The sequence below is a fragment of the Vibrio sp. 1249-1 genome, from assembly GCF_033340495.1.
Genome location: NZ_JAWOWJ010000006.1, coordinates 163399 through 179958 on the forward strand (window position 1 = coordinate 163399; position 16560 = coordinate 179958).

Consider the following 16560-nt stretch of genomic DNA (forward strand, 5'->3'; position numbering starts at 1 on the left):
TAGGAAGTTTACTTTTTCATTCATCGTCACCTTACTTAGCGCGTACGATGTCCATCACTAGCTTTCCGTCCACTTTTACAGGACCGTCCTCTTTAGCGCCGAGCGTATACTCAAACACACCAGTCTTCATGCCACCTTTCTCTCCGTGGACCATTAACATCAGCATATCGCCTGATTCTACTGGTTCCATCAAAATTGCATTTACGTTTTCATTCTTTCCCATTTTTAACGGAGCGTAGCCGATAACAGGGCCAGGCTTCATTGATTCGTCTGTTCGGTGGACAACCATCCACCCATTGTCATCAGCATGAGCCATTTCAGCGGTCACCGTTCCTCCGGACATATCTTGATCGACGCCTTTAATACTCGAGGCGGAAAAGCTGAATGAAGAAAAACTAATCAGAAACGCAGCTAAACCAAACTTTATCAGTGATGTATTGATGAAATCCTTCATATATATTCCTTAGCAGTCAATGAGTTTGTGCATTGCAGTAGCTTTTACGTATTTCCTAGCAAAAAAGTTTAGCTAAAACGTAAATAATGCCGATAAATTGAACAGGGGCCGTGCTGCCTTGGAGCCAATGTATTTTGGGGAATGGGTCAATCGGTGTAAGAACAAGCGCGAGCATTGTCGATTAGGTGTGGTGGGGCGATAGGGAGAAAAGCTTTGCGCACCAGTAATTATAGGTTGTGCAGTGATTGGTATAAAAAACAAATAAGTGTTCTGGCCAGCAATAGAAAAAGCCCTCGATGAATCGAGGGCTTTGTATCTATATCCAACTAGATGTCAGAAGCGATTATTTAGCTTCTTGGTCTGCTTGGATAGCTGTTAGAGCGATGGTGTACACGATGTCGTCTACTAGCGCGCCACGAGACAAGTCGTTTACAGGCTTACGCATACCTTGCAGCATTGGACCGATAGATACTAGGTCAGCTGAACGTTGTACCGCTTTATAAGTTGTGTTACCCGTGTTTAGGTCTGGGAATACAAATACTGTCGCTTTACCTGCAACTGGAGAGTTTGGTGCTTTAGAAGCAGCAACGTTTTCCATAATAGCAGCGTCGTACTGTAGAGGACCGTCAATGATAAGATCAGGACGTTTCTCTTGAGCCAGTTTTGTTGCTTCACGTACTTTATCAACGTCTGCACCCTTACCAGATTCACCAGTAGAGTAAGAGATCATTGCAACGCGTGGTTCGATACCGAATGCTGCTGCAGAGTCAGCAGATTGGATAGCGATTTCAGCAAGCTGTTCAGCAGTTGGATCTGGGTTGATTGCACAGTCACCGTAAACCAGTACTTGATCAGGCAGAAGCATGAAGAATACTGAAGATACGATAGACGCATTTGGTGCCGTCTTGATGATTTGGAACGGAGGAACGATAGTGTTCGCCGTAGTGTGAACAGCACCAGAAACTAGGCCGTCAACTTCGTCGTTCTCAAGCATCATTGTGCCAAGGAATACTGAATCTTGTAGCTTCTCACGAGCCACAACTTCAGTCATGCCTTTCGCACCGCGCAACTCAACTAGGCGAGCAACGTAGTTTTCACGAACAGCATCTGCATCGATGATGGTTACACCAGTACCTAGCTCAACGCCTTGTTGAGCCGCTACGCGACGGATTTCATCTGGGTTACCTAGAAGTACACAGTCTGCAATGCCGCGTTCAGCACAGATTGCTGCTGCTTTAACTGTGCGTGGTTCGTCACCTTCTGGAAGAACGATACGCTTACCTGCTTTACGAGCAAGTTCAGTTAGCTGGTAACGGAACGCTGGTGGGCTTAGACGACGAGACTTCTGAGTGCCTTCAGTCATAGACTCGATCCAGTTACCGTCGATGTGGCCAGCAACGTGTTCGTTGATGAACTCGATACGTTCTTTATCGTCTGCAGGTACTTCGATGCTGAAGCTCTGTAGGTTTAGAGACGTTTGCCAAGTGTTACCTTGTGCTTTGAAGATAGGTAGACCAGTGTCGAATGCTGGTTTACATAGGCCTTCGATTTCGCTAGGGATATCGTAACCGCCAGTTAGCAGTACTGCACCAATATCCACACCGTTCATTGCAGCAAGAGAAGCAGCAACGATAACATCAGGACGGTCTGCAGAAGTAACAAGTAGAGAACCCGGTTTGAAGTGCTCAATCATGTTTGGCAGAGAACGTGCACAGAACGTGATGCTCTTGATGCGACGAGTGTTGATGTCACCTTCGTTGATGATATCTGCTTTCAGGTGCTTAGCCATGTCGATTGCACGAGTCGCAATCAGATCAATGCTCCATGGCACACAACCTAGTACACGAATTGGAGAAGTGTTGAAAATTTCCATCACTTTCAATTCGTTTTGTTTCGCGCTGTCTGCATCGTCAAAGATTTCAGATAGGTCAGGGCGAGTACGGCCAGCTTCGTCAACAGGAGCGTTTAGCTTGTTGATGATAACACCAGAGATGTTTTTGTTTTTAGTGCCGCCGAAGTTAGAACATGCTACTTCGATACGCTCTTTCAGTTGCGCAGGGTTATCAGTACCTGGAGTCGCAACTAGCACGATTTCTGCACCAAGTGTTGCCGCGATTTCCGCGTTTACTTGGTTTGCAAATGGGTGCTTACGAGTTGGTACAAGACCTTCGATTAGCGTAACGTCTGCGTCTTTGTTGATTTGGTTGTAACGTTCAACAACGGTTTCTAGCAGCTCGTCCATGTTGTCGTTACCGATTAGGCTTTCAGCAACAGACATCGCCATTGGTTCACCGATCTTCATATCGCTGTTACGACCAACGATAGTTGAAGTCAGATCTGGCTGATCACCACCTGAACGTGGCTGACAGATTGGCTTGTAGAAAGAAACTTTAACGCCTTTACGCTCCATAGCGCGAAGAACACCCATGCTAACGCTTGTTAGGCCAACGCCTGCGCTAGTAGGGATAAGCATAATAGTACGAGACATTCGTAGAGTACCTTTAGCTATTTGGGGGATAAAAGCTCAACTCTTATTCCATGAAGCTCGAAGAATAGGAGTTGAGCCCCTAAGAAATTCGTTTGAATGAAAATCTGGCTAGCCGAGTGGCTAGCCAGGAATTCAATTAAAGACCTGTCAGGCGAGCAGTGTCTTCAGCGATGACTAGCTCTTCGTTAGTAGAGATAACCATTGCAGGGATACGGCTGTTTTCAGTCGTGATAACGCCTTCGCCGCCGAAGCGAGCTTTAAGGTTAGCTTCGCTATCTACTTCGATACCGAAGATGCCAAGACGGTTTAGAACCATTTCACGGATAGGGCCAGAGTTCTCGCCGATACCGCCAGTGAAAGTGATTGCGTCTAGACGGCCTTCCATTGAAGCAGTGTAGCCAGCAACGTATTTAGCTAGACGGTGGCAGAACACGTCCATTGCGCGTGTTGCTTCTTCTTTTTGACCGTAGTTGTCTTCAACGAAACGACAGTCAGAAGTCACTTCGGTTAGACCTTGAAGACCAGACTCTTTAGTTAGCATCGTGTTGATTTGATCAACAGAGTAACCTAGAGCGTCGTGTAGGTGGAAGACGATAGCAGGGTCGATGTCGCCACAGCGAGTACCCATTACCAGACCTTCAAGTGGAGTAAGACCCATAGACGTGTCTACAGATTGACCGTTCTTGATCGCACATACAGATGCGCCGTTACCTAGGTGACAGTTGATGATGTTTACTTCTTCAACTGGTTTGTTTAGTAGGCCTGCAACTTCACGAGTGATGAACAAGTGAGAAGTACCGTGCATGCCGTAACGACGGATACCGTGTTCTTTGTATAGGTTGTATGGAAGAGCGTATAGGTAAGACTCTTCAGGCATAGTTTGGTGGAACGCAGTGTCAAATACAGCAACGTTTTTCAGCTCTGGGAAGTTTTTCTTAGCCGCTTCGATACCGATGATGTGAGCAGGGTTATGAAGAGGTGCAAATGTTGCAGCGTCTTGAATACCTTTTAGAACTTCATCAGTAATTAGTGCAGATTGAGTGAACTGCTCGCCGCCGTGAACGATACGGTGACCGATTGCGCCTAGGTTAGCTTTAAGCTCTGGCTTAGAAGCAAGAATAGTTTCTACCATAAACGCTAGTGCTTCTTCGTGAGCTGCACCATTGCCTAGTTGAGCTTCGTGCTTGCCATCAAGTTTCCACTTGATGCGAGCTTCAGGAAGGTGAAGACACTCAGCAAGACCTGACAAGTGCTCGTCGCCGTTCTCGGCATCAACAACGGCAAATTTAAGAGAAGAACTACCGCAGTTTAAAACTAAAACTAGCTTAGACATGTATGACTACCTGTTATTCGTCTGATAAAAAATCAGTTAAAGAATGAAAAATTAATCACAAGAATAGCCGATACCCAGAAGGCTGCGTACTAATCCTGGTCAAAAATTGTTCTAATTCCATATAAAGAAATAGTGATGAACCCTTCCATCACTATGATGCGATCCGTGCAGATAGATATCTCGGAGTTGCTTAAATTGTAAATAACAGCAACAATGAGATTGAGGGTCTGCAAAGGATAGCGATAATAAGCAATGATAACAAAAAAAATTTGAAAGAATATTAACTTTCATCAATTTTTTGTACCTTCAGTTGAAATGTTCAACTATTTTTTAGTGAGAGAGCGGTATGAGTAATAAAGTCGGATTGATCCATAGCCTGAAAGATGGCCAGAATTACATGGAGATCTGGCCGGTTCGTAAAGAGCTAAGCGCCATATTTCCGGAACAGCGTATCATTAAGGCGACTCGCTTTGGCATTAAAGTCATGCCGGCCGTTGCTGCGATCAGCGTACTCACTCAAATGGCATTCAACAATTACCACGCGTTACCTCAATCCATTGTTGTCGCCTTGTTTGCGATTAGCTTGCCACTTCAAGGCATTTGGTGGCTTGGTGCTCGATCCAACACGAAATTGCCGCCTTCTTTGGCCTCTTGGTATCGGGAGTTGCATCAAAAAATTGTGGAAACAGGTTTTGCATTAGAGCCTGTCAAAGCTCGCCCTCGTTACAAAGAGCTTGCGATAATACTGAACCGAGCGTTTCGCCAGCTCGATAAATCGTCATTAGAGCGTTGGTTCTAATTTAAATTGTTTGAAATGGAGTGTGCACTGGCCGCTCCATTTTTGATCCTGCCTCTATTACCTACTTTGACGGTCGTTGATGAAGCGAGCGAAGCTTTGTTTACCAAAGATTCTTTCCGGATGAAGAAGTCCCCCCGATCACAAATGTTGCTTTAGTGTTAAATCTTTCTTTTCTTTACTAAGACTTAGTAGTAATAATAAAAACAAGATGCGCAAGAAGTGCACAGTTATACGAACACAACAATACCGCCTTCAAACATTTGAATTCACGAGTCGATACACATATTGAAAGCTCGTGAAACAAGGACGAAGTCACATCAAGGAGTTATGATGAAAACGAAACGTTTATTAGCCACCGCCGTTCTATCTGCTACTGCTATTTTCTCTTCTACCAATGTACTGGCCGCCACTGCAACTGTCGCAGTTTCACAGATTGTCGAACACCCGGCGTTAGACGCGACGCGCCAAGGATTACTTGATGGTTTGAAAGCGAAAGGCTACGAAGAAGGCAAAAATCTAGAATTTGATTATAAGACCGCACAGGGTAATCCAGCGATTGCGGTGCAAATTGCCCGTCAGTACGTCGGCGAAAACCCTGATGTGTTAGTTGGCATCGCGACACCTTCGGCACAAGCCTTGGTGTCGGCTACTCGCTCTATTCCTGTTGTCTTTACTGCGGTAACAGATCCGGTTGGTGCGAAATTGGTTAAGTCGATGGAACAACCAGGCAAAAACGTAACTGGCCTGTCTGATCTTTCACCCGTTGCTCAGCATGTCGATCTCATCCAAGAAATTCTTCCTCAGGTGAAAAGCATCGGGGTTGTATTTAATCCCGGTGAAGCTAATGCCGTGACTTTAGTTGAATTACTAAAAGAAAGCGCAAAAGCAAAAGGCATACAAGTGGTTGAAGCGACCGCACTAAAAAGTGCTGATGTTCAGTCTGCGACTCAAGCGATTGCAGCGAAATCAGACATTCTTTACGCCCCAACAGACAATACAGTTGCAAGTGCGATTGAAGGGATGATTGTTGCAGCGAATCAAGCGAAGAAACCTGTATTTGGTGGCGCGACGTCGTATGTGGAAAAGGGTGCAATTGCAGGCTTAGGTTTTGACTACTACCAGGTTGGTGTACAAACCGCGGATTACGTGGCGGCGATTCTTGATGGTCAAGAACCAGGCAAGCTGGATGTAAAAGTCGCGACGGGCTCTGACCTTGTAATTAATGAAAGCGCAGCATCTCAGCTCGGTATCAAGCTGCCAAGTTCTGTGATTGAACGTGCGACAAGCATGCAATAAGTAACGCTTTTTGGGGTTAAGCCTGTCACGTTGGTTGATAGAGGCTTGCCCCAAAATTGATACTCGCCAGATTTCTCGTGTAAAGCATTCTGCTAGAGAAGAAGGGGAGTATACGTTAGAAGTCTTAAGTTCAGGTTGGTATTAGCCAGCCTGAGCATGCAGAAAGGAGCAGTTATGTCTGCATTTGCTTTTTTTGGTGCACTCGAAATTGGCTTGATTTATGGCCTAGTCGCTCTGGGTGTGTATCTTACGTTCCGTGTTCTCGATTTCCCCGATTTGAGTGTGGATGGCAGCTTTCCAATGGGAGCGGCGGTGGCTGCAACGGCGATTGTCGCAGGTATTAATCCTTGGCTTGCGACAATAATGGCGATGATAGCTGGTAGTATGACGGGGTGGGTAACCGCTTTTCTGGCTGTTCGGTGTGGTATTTTACACCTGTTAGCTTCCATTCTTACCATGATCGCTGCATTCTCAATTAATATTCGTATTATGGGCAAACCTAATATGGCGTTGCTTGGAGAGGATACGATTCTCACTCCGTTTGAAGCATTGGGCGATGCGATGTTTATTCGCCCTCTGGTTGTTGGGGCCTTAGTTCTTCTGTCCGCTTTCTTTGTCATTCGCCTGCTGAACAGCGACTTTGGTCTTGGTTTACGAGCCACGGGTGTGAATGCGCGTATGGTTTCTGCGCAAGGGGCGAGCACTGGCTTTTATACCTACTTTGGCTTGGCTTTATCCAACGGGTTTGTGGGATTCGCAGGCGCGTTGTTTGCACAAACGAACAGCTTTGCGGATGTGACCTCTGGCGTGGGCACCATTGTCGTTGGTTTGGCAGCTGTGATTTTGGGGCAGACCCTTGTTCCCGGGCGCAAGATTTGGGTTGCGGTATTTGCGGTCATCATCGGTTCGGTACTTTATCGTCTTGCAGTGGCTTTCGCTTTGAGCTCTGGCATGTTTGGTTTACAAGCTTCAGACCTCAACCTGGTTACCGCAGTATTGGTGGCTGTGGCGCTTATTGCTCCAAAGCTAAAACAGAGCATGAGAGCGAAACAACGCGTTACTGATGCTAAACAAGCGGCATCAAAAAATGGTTCTGGGGAGGCATTATGATCGAACTAAATAACATTCAGGTCACGTTCAACCCAGGGACGATTTTGGAAAATCGTGCATTGAAAGGCGTCTCTTTAGAGGTTCCAGAGCATCAATTTCTTACCGTGATTGGTTCTAATGGCGCAGGAAAATCGACGTTGCTTGGTGCGGTGACAGGTGAGACGCCGATGATAGGTGGTCAGGTGATCATTGATGGTAAAGACGTCACCAAGCAGACGGTAGCCCAACGTGCGACGCAATGTGCCCGAGTGTTTCAAGATCCATTGGCCGGGACTTGTGGTGAACTGACGATAGAAGAGAACATGGCTCTAGCGCACATGCGTGGTAAAAAACGCAGCTGGGGGTTGGCGCTCTCTACTAAACGTCGCAAGCTGTTCCAAGAGCGAATTAGCATCCTCGGTCTTGGTTTAGAAGACCGCTTGGGCGATAGCATTGGGTTGCTGTCTGGTGGACAACGACAAGCCGTTAGCCTTGTGATGGCGACGTTATCGGAGAGTAAGTTGTTATTGCTTGATGAACACACGGCTGCGCTTGATCCTCGTATGGCGGCGTTTGTTATCGACTTAACTAAACGTATTGTCGATGAGTTCGATTTAACCGTGATGATGGTGACGCATTCGATGAAAGACGCATTAGCATGTGGCGATAGGACCGTAATGCTTCACCAAGGTGAAATTGTGCTTGATGTGGCTGGAGAGCAGCGCGCTAACATGCAAGTACCAGACTTGTTGGATATGTTCTCCAAAGTGCGTGGTGAAGAGCTGGCAGATGACAGTCTTTTGTTGAACTAAGCGGTATCCGACAAGTCACTACGCCTACTAAGTGTGATCCTCCTTGCGAAAATTGGCTGATATGTCAACTCGCAGGGAGGATTTCTTGTCTCTAATTCTTCAATAACATAGTGGCATATCCGATGACGAGGAGTGCCCATAATGAACCTGCCATTTATTTTTCATAGTCAAACTATTGATGGTTTAGCTTTTAATGACGAGCAAGTTACAGTCAGGCTGAAAACCGAGACATTGGATTTTGATTCCGTCTATGTGCGTATTGAGCCGGACAATGAAGAATATCTGGTCGACATGGCTCAAATTGGAACAGCTGGGGAATTGTTACTATGGGAGGCATCGTTTCGACCAAATCGAGATCGAGATGTCACACATTATGTGTTTAAGATCCTCAAAGACGGACAACAATACTGGCTCGATGCACGGGGTGCGCAAAAGCGTATTCCACCCAAAGAGTTCCACTTTAAGTTGAATGTAAACCATCAACCACCAAGCTGGGTCCAAGAGCAAGTTTTCTATCAAATCTTTCCTGACCGTTTTTCTGCTAGTAAAAGTGAGTCTGATATTCGCCACGCTTATGCGCAGTATGATTCTGCATCGATCGTCAAGGCGTGGGGAGACGCGGTAGGCTCTCACCAAAATACCGGGGCGCGTGAATTCTTTGGCGGCGACCTCAAAGGTGTAGAACAAAAGTTGGACTATCTTGAACAGCTCGGCGTTACTGCGCTTTATTTCAACCCGATCTTTTCTTCACCAAGTAATCATAAATATGACACCACCGATTACTTCACTGTTGACCCTATGCTCGGGACCAACGATCAGTTTGCTGAACTGTGTGAGAAAATCCGTGGTAAGAATATGAAGATTGTCTTAGACGCGGTGTTTAACCACACGTCAGTGCATCATCCTTGGTTTGATATCCAACAAAAAGGAGAAGGAGCGTATGGCAATCCGCAGTCAAAGTTCCGTGATTACTACTTTTTCGAAGGTGAAACCAATCACTACATTGGTTGGAAAGGCATTGGTAACTTACCGGTTCTGAACTTTGAAAATGAACAGGTGCGCGACTACATCTACCAAAGTGAAGATTCTGTCATCAAGTATTGGCTGAAGCCACCGTACTTGGTTGATGGCTGGCGGTTTGATGTAATCCATATGCTTGGCGAAGGGGACGGCGCGAAAAACAATGCTCATTATGTGGCAGCGTTTCGTAATGCGACTAAGTCAGTAAACCCGAATGCTTATGTGTTAGGTGAGCACTTTTTTGAAGCAACGCAGTGGTTGCAAGGTGATCAAGAGGATGGGGCGATGAACTACTACGGTTTTGCTCATCCAGTCCGAGCTTTTATCGCACGACAAGATATTATGTACGATCCAATCAACATTGATGGTTTGGAGTTTAAAGCATGGTTGGACGAAGCCAGAGCAAAAATCCCATTTTCTAATCAGCTATCGCAGCTAAATCAACTCCATAGTCACGATACTGCTCGGTTTATCACATTGGTTGATGGTGATAAGCGTAAAATGAACATCGCGCTAGCAATGCTTATGACTTACGTTGGCACGCCTTGTATTTACTATGGGAGTGAAGTCGGTCTAGAAGGAGGGCTAGACCCGGATAATCGTCGTTGTTTTCCTTGGAATGAAATTGAAAGTTCACAATGGCTATCGCTTTACCAACAATGGATCAAGATACGTAAACAATGTAAGCCTTTACAGTCGGGCTGTATTCAATGGCTTCATTGTACTAACAACCAGTTGGCGTACGCACGTGTACTGGGTCGTGAAGCAGTCGTTGTAATGATTAATCTCAGTGGTAATGAATGTTCAATCGATTTACCTATGTGGCAACTGGGCTTGGAGGTTAGCCAAGTTATATCGTTGTTAGATGACACAGAACAGGTTGATTATAAAGGTCATATCTCTGTCAATATGTCGGCACAGAGCTGCAAATTATGGCGACTAAAGTGACACCACACTCTATATTGATTAAACTCCTTTAATATATAAACGGTCTCAAACAGCGCGCACACATTTGTTTGGTCTCTTGTTATCTGGTGCTGCATTGCATGCGTCACCAGATAACGAGTATCAATTTAATAGCAGTCATAAGAGACTATTGACCTTTCATATGCATGGTACTCAATGGTAAACCAAAGGCGATTTAGCCTCTCATTTGTCATCTTTTTTCCTCTGGCACTATTTGTAGTGGTTTTACTCGTTACAACGAAAAATTACTATGATGCGGTTAACCGCTATATCGATTCAGAGTACTCGCGTATCGAGCGTGCAATGTCTCGCGGTATCAAAGTGCTCACGGCTTTAGATTACAGCTTCACCAACTATACCAATTACGCTAACCCACTGTTTGAAGAACATAATTCTTTAGTCAAAGAAGGGCTTTGTTATCTTTGGCCTATAGATGTGTTATTACTCGAAAGTGTTTACAGTGAAGGGTTACCTGCGGTTGACCTTGATTATATGATCGTAGGGGACGAAAGCTTATGCCAGCAAGGTTCAACGATTAACCAGTTAGCTGAACAAAAGGCGGGTTTTGCGCCGTCCTTGTCATTTCTGCACGATATTGAATCGCACATTGTTGGAATCCATTACATTGACAAGCGCGGTTACGTTATCTCCTCACCCGATACCTACGCAAAAAATTTCACGAGAGAGCTTTTGTCAACGCTAAAAGCCCGACCTTTTTGGCAAAAAACCGCGCAAGATAAAGTGAACATTACCTTGGCTGGACCAGGGCCTGTGTTGGACTCGATGGAAGGTCAAGTCATTAGTATGACGGTACCCGTCTATGAGAAAGGAGAACATCAAGGTGTTTTGTCTATTGATTTCGACATCAATACGCTCATGGCTTCGTCGCTAGGTCTTGTTGGTCAGTTTCATTTGGTTTCCAATTTACAATCCATTCCTTCAAACAGTACACGAATCAAACCAGTCGAATTAGAGCGATTGAGTGCGAATCACAGCATGTACTACGAGTACAACCTTTGGGATGAAGCTAAGAACCTAGCGGTTTTTGAAAAATACAGCCTTATTGTCGCACTATTTATTTACGTGTTGAGTACCGTCGTCTTGTTCTATGTGAATATGCATAGCGAGCGACGCTACTTTAAAGAACTGGCAGCAAGAGACCCAATGACCAGCTTATTGAATCGTCGAGGTATGCAAACCGTGTGGCGTAATAAGATGACAAAAAAACAGGTTGCTTTAGCAGTGTTCGATATTGATAACTTCAAGAAGATCAACGACACCTATGGTCATGATGTCGGTGATTCTGCAATTCAGCTTGTTGCAAAATGTATACGTGAAAATATTCGCCATACCGATGTTGCCTCAAGGTTTGGTGGCGAAGAGTTCGTTTTAGCGATTTATGACGAAGATTCAGAGGGCATTAAACTCATTTTAGACAGAGTAAAAAAGGCCATAGATGAGCGCTCGACACGCGTAACGAAAGAAGGCTTTACGATCTCTGGCGGTGTGGTGTTTAGTAAAGAGAGCCGAGTAGAAAACTTTGATGAATTGTTTAAAGCGGCGGATGAAAAGTTATATCAAGCCAAAAGTACCGGCAAAAATAAGATCTGTTACTAGGATTTAGGTACAAAAAAGGACGAGATATTCGTCCTTTTTTGTGTTCGGGAGTTATGCAACCTGAGAGTTTAAGTCATCGCGGTAGCGTTGAATATGCTCAACAATTGGTGCGGCTTTGTTGAACGTTCTGATTTCTCTAAATAGGTCTTTTGCTTCAGGATAAGCCTGACGTAAGTAAGAGAACCATTGTTTTACGCGGTTTGGGTAATACAAGCCTTTATCGCCTTTCATCTCAAACTTGGAGTAATAGATGAGCAACTCAACCACCTCGGGCCATGACATTGGCTGGTGGTTATGTTTTACCATATTGCCTAAGTTAGGGATATTGAAAGCGCCTCGGCACACCATCAAAGAGTTAACGCCAGTCGTTTCAATGCAACGTTGACCGTCTTCATAATTCCAAATTTCGCCATTCGCAATCAGTGGGATATCAAAACGTTCGCGAATTTGGTTGATGTAATCCCATTTTATCTCAGAAGCTTTATAACCACCTTGTTTAGTACGTGCGTGTACGGTCAGTTCATTTGCGCCAGCAGACTGAATGGCATCGACAATTTCAAAGCAATCTTCAGGGTTCTCCCAGCCAAGACGAATTTTTGCAGTTACGGGAATGGCTTCTGGAACGGCTTCTCGACAAGCTTTAACCACACGGTGAATGAGCTCTGGATGTTGGAGTAGCGCTGCTCCACCTTTACTTTTGTTGACCATTTTGGCTGGGCAACCAAAGTTTATATCAATACCTCTGGCGCCAAGATTTGCCGCTTTAATTGCGTTCTCAGCCATCCAGTTTGGTTCTTGTCCCAACAATTGCACATGTACTGGCACACCAGATGCAGTCTGAGAACCTTGCAACAGCTCCGGGCATAAACGGTGAAATACATGATCGGGTAATAGCTGGTCGATTACGCGAACAAACTCCGTAACACACAGGTCATAGTCGTTTATCTCGGTCAGGATTTGGCGCATCAAATGATCTAAAACGCCTTCCATTGGGCCTAGTACAACTCGCATAGCTTGCCTAATACAGTTTGGTGGTAAAAAGGAGGGCGATTGTAGCGATGTAAGTTAAGTTTGTCATTAAAAGAGTCGAAGCGCCCAATGTAGTCAAACACACAACGTTAGGTTACGTGCTTTTGAGCTCTGAGGTATAATGCCGCCAAATTTATGGGAAACCAGATGTCATGCAATACACATTGATTGAAAAAGGTGAAGTTCACGTCGATGAATCTTGCCTATTTATCGAAGGCGCAGTGTTAGCTGCGAATCTGACGACAAAACCACTCGCTCCTGAAAAGTGGTTAGAGCCGCTATTAGGTGAGGGATTCAAAGCGATTCAACCAGCTGTGGAAGAGCAAATTCACAAGCAGCATAACCGAATTCAACGAAACGAATATTCCGTGCTAGAGCTAACAGGCAAAGAACCTGAACAACTTGCTGATTTTGCCGAAGGCTTTATGTCTGTTTGGCCAATGATTGAAGAACAGTGGCAAGACGTTGAGCTCAATGATGGATTACAGCGTATGCTGCAAGCATTACTGACCACTTTGATGCTGGCGATCGATGAGCCAGCAACGCAGCAACAGATGCGCGACGCAGGTATTGAAACGCCACCGGCCCTGACAGATTTAGTCGACCAGCTTGATTTAATGGTCGGTGAAGTCGCGCTGGGCGCGGATGAGTTGATGGTAGGCAATAAAGCTCAAAGCCTAAACCCATTCAAAGGTATCGGGCGCAATGATCTCTGTCCTTGTGAGAGCGGAAAAAAATTCAAGCAGTGCTGTGGTCAATAACGCGGCTAAAGCGAATCGCCGCGCTATCCACTTAACAAAAAGCCGACCAGATGGTCGGCTTTTTGTTAATTTTTACGCGTCAGTAGGATTAACGAATTGGATTAACGCGTTTTGCAGGGAAGAATTGTGCAATTACAATTAATGCCAAAGCGATTAAATTGCCTGCAAAAATTACGACTAACCATTGTGGCATTGATAAATCAAGGAACTGCCATACAACCTTAGAGCAATCACCATATGCTTCAAACATCCAAGGAACCCACTGATTGAGCGGAGCCCAGCTAGGGAATGTGACGAATAAATCGCAAGTCGCGAATGGTGATGGATTAAACTGGTAGTCAACGTGCTGCATCGCAAGTAACAAACCCTTGTAAGCACTTAATCCCCAGCCTATCAAACCTAGCCAGCGGAAAATTGGGTTCTTGGGTGCCAATATACCAACCATTGCAGCGACGCCCACTCCCATCATCGCGACTCTTTCATAAATACACATGACACATGGTGCAAGCATCATGACGTGCTGAAAATAGAGGGCACATGCTTCAAAGAAAACGACGAATAGCAGAAGCAGTAGCCACGATAAACGTCCCTTTGAAAACTGGTTAAGTGAATTTAAAATAGTCACGTTTTTGTTCCTGTCTGAAATAGAAAAAGCTCTGAATACTCAGAGCTTTTTATCGTGGATAAGTTTCCTAATCAACTCAAATTTTAGTGACCACCGGATACTACGGGAGTCAGATCACCACTATGAGGTAAAATCCAACCAGCTTCGTAGAAAGAAGCTGTTGCAGGCTCTAGGAAGAACATGATTCCCATCAGACCGACAATCGCAAGAACGACGGTGTAAGGCAGCGCCATGATAACCATTCGACCGTAAGACAGACGAATTAATGGAGCGAGAGCCGATGTGAGTAAGAATAGGAATGCCGCTTGACCGTTTGGCGTTGCAACAGAAGGCAGGTTAGTACCAGTATTGATTGCCACCGCCAGTAAGTCGAACTGATCACGAGTAATGAGGCCCTCAATGAGTGCAGTTTTTACTTCATTGATGTAAACCGTACCAACGAACACGTTATCCGACACCATAGATAATAAGCCATTCGCCACATAGAACAGAGCTAGCTGAGTACCTTTATCTTCAACGGCAAGCACCGCATCGATGACTGGTTTAAACAGCTCTTGGTCAATGATTACAGCAACGATCGAGAAAAATACTGCAAGCAGTGCAGTGAAGGGCAGGGCCTCTTCAAACGCTTTCCCCATGGAGTGCTCTTCAATGACACCAGTAAATGCGGTCGCTAAAATGATCACAGAAAGGCCAATTAAGCCGACAGCAGCTAAGTGCAAAGCGAGTGCAACGATCAACCAAACCGCAATAAGACCTTGAACCCAGAGTTTTGCGACATCTTGATTTGTTCGCGTTTTACGCTCTTCACGGTCAAAATCGACGAGGATCTGACGAACGTTATTAGGAAGCTTCGCGCCGTAGCCAAACACTTTAAGCTTTTCAACTAAAGCACAAGTGATGAGACCACAGAAAAATACAGGGAGTGTCACTGGAGACATACGGATTAGGAATTCACCAAATAACCAACCCGCTTGGTCTGCAATAATTAAGTTTTGAGGTTCACCAACCATCGTGGTTACGCCACCTAAGGCAGTACCTACACCAGCATGCATCAACAAAGAGCGCAAAAAGGCACGATAGTTTTCTAGGTCATCACGCGTTAGTTCAGTGATCGTGTCATCTTGTGTATGGTCATGGTCACCGATAGGGTTACCAGACGCCACTTTGTGATAGATAGAGTAAAAGCCGATCGCCACGCTGATAACAACGGCGATAACCGTCAAGGCATCCAAAAACGCAGACAAAAATGCCGCAGCAAAGCAGAACGCGAGTGATAGTAGGGTTTTAGAGCGAATGCCAAGTAAAATTTTGGTAAAAATGAACAGCAATAGCTGCTTCATGAAGTAGATGCCCGCAACCATAAATACCAGAAGTAGCAGTACTTCGATATTTGCTACTAATTCGTGCTTAACTTGCGCAGGGCTAGTCATGCCGATAGCAATGGCTTCAATAGCAAGTAAACCGCCAGGTTGTAATGGGTAGCATTTTAATGCCATTGCTAGCGTGAAAATAAATTCAGCGACCAACAACCATCCAGCTACAAATGGGTTTATTAGGAAGAATACAATCGGGTTAATTATTAAGAAGGCTATAATGGCAACTTTGTACCAATCAGGCGCTTTACCAAGGAAGTTCTTGATAAAAGCGTTTCCGAGCGATATCGGCATGATAATTCTCTTTATAACAAAATTATGAATAGACACTACAATAGTGCTTAAGTATCTGTTTGTTAGACTTATTAACTAGTCTTTAAAAACAATAACTTAGTAAAACAACAATCCTTTGTTTATTGTAGTCTTGCCAAGTTACTTCCCCTGAACTCAAGCACCGCTCACTTTCGACCGCAAACTCTACACTCAGGCATTTATTAGTCAATAACAAAACGTGATGCTACCGACTAAAATGACTTTTTAAATGTAATAACGCGATCAAAACAGCGTTACTATACCATGAAAGTCTTAAAAAAATCCTCTTGGATTTTAAATGACGGTCAGTGACGAGAAAAGGCAAATTAAGAAAGAATATTAACTGTGATATACAAAGTAATTTTTCATATTTTGAATATAAAAATGTGACACGGTTGTCTTTATTTCTCCGAGATTTGTGAGCTGTTTAATTAAATGAAAATTCATATTTTACTGCTTTCGCTCGCATGTTAGAGCCTCTTAAATTGACACAACATATAGAGTATTAACTCTATGTTATGTAGTCGTTTCCACTATTGATCGTAAATTTTCTCAAACCGCTAAGTAGTGGTATGATGAGTAG

13 protein-coding genes are annotated in these 16560 nt (G+C 44.7%); 7 read left to right on the forward strand and 6 right to left on the reverse strand.

Features of this window, described 5'->3' with window-relative positions; genetic code table 11:
- Window positions 1-31: 31 nt before the first annotated feature.
- From R7Z50_RS13220 to R7Z50_RS13230, 3 genes are all read right to left on the reverse strand, one after another.
- A complete protein-coding gene (locus R7Z50_RS13220; RefSeq protein WP_005387269.1) occupies window positions 32-454 on the reverse strand; it encodes a hypothetical protein in 423 nt (140 codons plus the stop codon).
- 343 nt (window positions 455-797) lie between these two features.
- Window positions 798-2942, reverse strand: coding sequence for a phosphate acetyltransferase (gene pta, locus R7Z50_RS13225; RefSeq protein ID WP_005380805.1), 2145 nt, complete (start codon window positions 2940-2942; stop codon window positions 798-800).
- Window positions 2943-3078: 136 nt separating this feature from the next.
- Window positions 3079-4275, reverse strand: coding sequence for an acetate kinase (locus tag R7Z50_RS13230; protein WP_005380807.1), 1197 nt, complete (start codon window positions 4273-4275; stop codon window positions 3079-3081).
- A 346-nt stretch (window positions 4276-4621) separates the two neighbouring features.
- Here R7Z50_RS13230 and yfbV point away from each other — a divergent pair, with 346 nt between their 5' ends.
- The 6 genes from yfbV (at window position 4622) to R7Z50_RS13260 (ending at window position 11874) form a co-directional block, all read left to right on the forward strand.
- A complete protein-coding gene (yfbV, locus tag R7Z50_RS13235) occupies window positions 4622-5074 on the forward strand; it encodes a terminus macrodomain insulation protein YfbV (RefSeq protein WP_005380809.1) in 453 nt (150 codons plus the stop codon).
- Window positions 5075-5404: 330 nt separating this feature from the next.
- Window positions 5405-6370: an ABC transporter substrate-binding protein gene (locus R7Z50_RS13240; RefSeq protein WP_262645874.1), complete on the forward strand. Its 966-nt coding sequence runs from the start codon at window positions 5405-5407 to the stop codon at window positions 6368-6370.
- Window positions 6371-6544: 174 nt separating this feature from the next.
- Window positions 6545-7480 (forward strand): ABC transporter permease, encoded by a 936-nt coding sequence (locus R7Z50_RS13245; RefSeq protein ID WP_206970745.1) that lies wholly within the window; start codon window positions 6545-6547, stop codon window positions 7478-7480.
- The gene (locus R7Z50_RS13250) at window positions 7477-8271 is read left to right on the forward strand and encodes an ABC transporter ATP-binding protein (protein WP_005387275.1); all 795 of its coding nucleotides are present in this window, start codon (window positions 7477-7479) and stop codon (window positions 8269-8271) included. The genes R7Z50_RS13245 and R7Z50_RS13250 overlap by 4 nt, the downstream gene beginning before the upstream one ends.
- Before the next feature lie 141 nt (window positions 8272-8412).
- Window positions 8413-10239: a maltodextrin glucosidase gene (malZ, locus tag R7Z50_RS13255; protein ID WP_318149122.1), complete on the forward strand. Its 1827-nt coding sequence runs from the start codon at window positions 8413-8415 to the stop codon at window positions 10237-10239.
- Between the two features lie 174 nt (window positions 10240-10413).
- Window positions 10414-11874: a sensor domain-containing diguanylate cyclase gene (locus R7Z50_RS13260; protein WP_005380815.1), complete on the forward strand. Its 1461-nt coding sequence runs from the start codon at window positions 10414-10416 to the stop codon at window positions 11872-11874.
- A gap of 51 nt (window positions 11875-11925) precedes the next feature.
- Here R7Z50_RS13260 and dusC read toward each other — a convergent pair whose 3' ends face one another.
- Entirely contained in the window at window positions 11926-12885 is a 960-nt protein-coding gene (dusC, locus tag R7Z50_RS13265; RefSeq protein ID WP_017633856.1) for a tRNA dihydrouridine(16) synthase DusC, read from the reverse strand.
- 170 nt (window positions 12886-13055) lie between these two features.
- Between dusC and R7Z50_RS13270 the strand changes: the two genes are divergently transcribed.
- Complete coding sequence (locus tag R7Z50_RS13270) at window positions 13056-13664, forward strand: YecA family protein (RefSeq protein ID WP_017821378.1); 609 nt, start codon at window positions 13056-13058, stop codon at window positions 13662-13664.
- Window positions 13665-13752: 88 nt separating this feature from the next.
- Here R7Z50_RS13270 and dsbB read toward each other — a convergent pair whose 3' ends face one another.
- Window positions 13753-14289: a disulfide bond formation protein DsbB gene (gene dsbB, locus R7Z50_RS13275; protein ID WP_017821379.1), complete on the reverse strand. Its 537-nt coding sequence runs from the start codon at window positions 14287-14289 to the stop codon at window positions 13753-13755.
- A gap of 83 nt (window positions 14290-14372) precedes the next feature.
- Window positions 14373-15959 (reverse strand): Na(+)/H(+) antiporter NhaB, encoded by a 1587-nt coding sequence (gene nhaB / locus R7Z50_RS13280; RefSeq protein WP_005380822.1) that lies wholly within the window; start codon window positions 15957-15959, stop codon window positions 14373-14375.
- Window positions 15960-16560: the final 601 nt, after the last annotated feature.

Excerpts from the sequence above, each read along its gene's own strand:
- R7Z50_RS13220 (WP_005387269.1), bottom strand. The coding sequence starts at position 454 with ATGAAGGATTTCATCAATACATCACTGATAAAGTTTGGTTTAGCTGCG.
- pta (WP_005380805.1), bottom strand. The coding sequence starts at position 2,942 with ATGTCTCGTACTATTATGCTTATCCCTACTAGCGCAGGCGTTGGCCTA.
- R7Z50_RS13230 (WP_005380807.1), bottom strand. The coding sequence starts at position 4,275 with ATGTCTAAGCTAGTTTTAGTTTTAAACTGCGGTAGTTCTTCTCTTAAA.
- yfbV (WP_005380809.1), top strand. The coding sequence starts at position 4,622 with ATGAGTAATAAAGTCGGATTGATCCATAGCCTGAAAGATGGCCAGAAT.
- R7Z50_RS13240 (WP_262645874.1), top strand. The coding sequence starts at position 5,405 with ATGAAAACGAAACGTTTATTAGCCACCGCCGTTCTATCTGCTACTGCT.
- R7Z50_RS13245 (WP_206970745.1), top strand. The coding sequence starts at position 6,545 with ATGTCTGCATTTGCTTTTTTTGGTGCACTCGAAATTGGCTTGATTTAT.
- R7Z50_RS13250 (WP_005387275.1), top strand. The coding sequence starts at position 7,477 with ATGATCGAACTAAATAACATTCAGGTCACGTTCAACCCAGGGACGATT.
- malZ (WP_318149122.1), top strand. The coding sequence starts at position 8,413 with ATGAACCTGCCATTTATTTTTCATAGTCAAACTATTGATGGTTTAGCT.
- R7Z50_RS13260 (WP_005380815.1), top strand. The coding sequence starts at position 10,414 with ATGGTAAACCAAAGGCGATTTAGCCTCTCATTTGTCATCTTTTTTCCT.
- dusC (WP_017633856.1), bottom strand. The coding sequence starts at position 12,885 with ATGCGAGTTGTACTAGGCCCAATGGAAGGCGTTTTAGATCATTTGATG.
- R7Z50_RS13270 (WP_017821378.1), top strand. The coding sequence starts at position 13,056 with ATGCAATACACATTGATTGAAAAAGGTGAAGTTCACGTCGATGAATCT.
- nhaB (WP_005380822.1), bottom strand. The coding sequence starts at position 15,959 with ATGCCGATATCGCTCGGAAACGCTTTTATCAAGAACTTCCTTGGTAAA.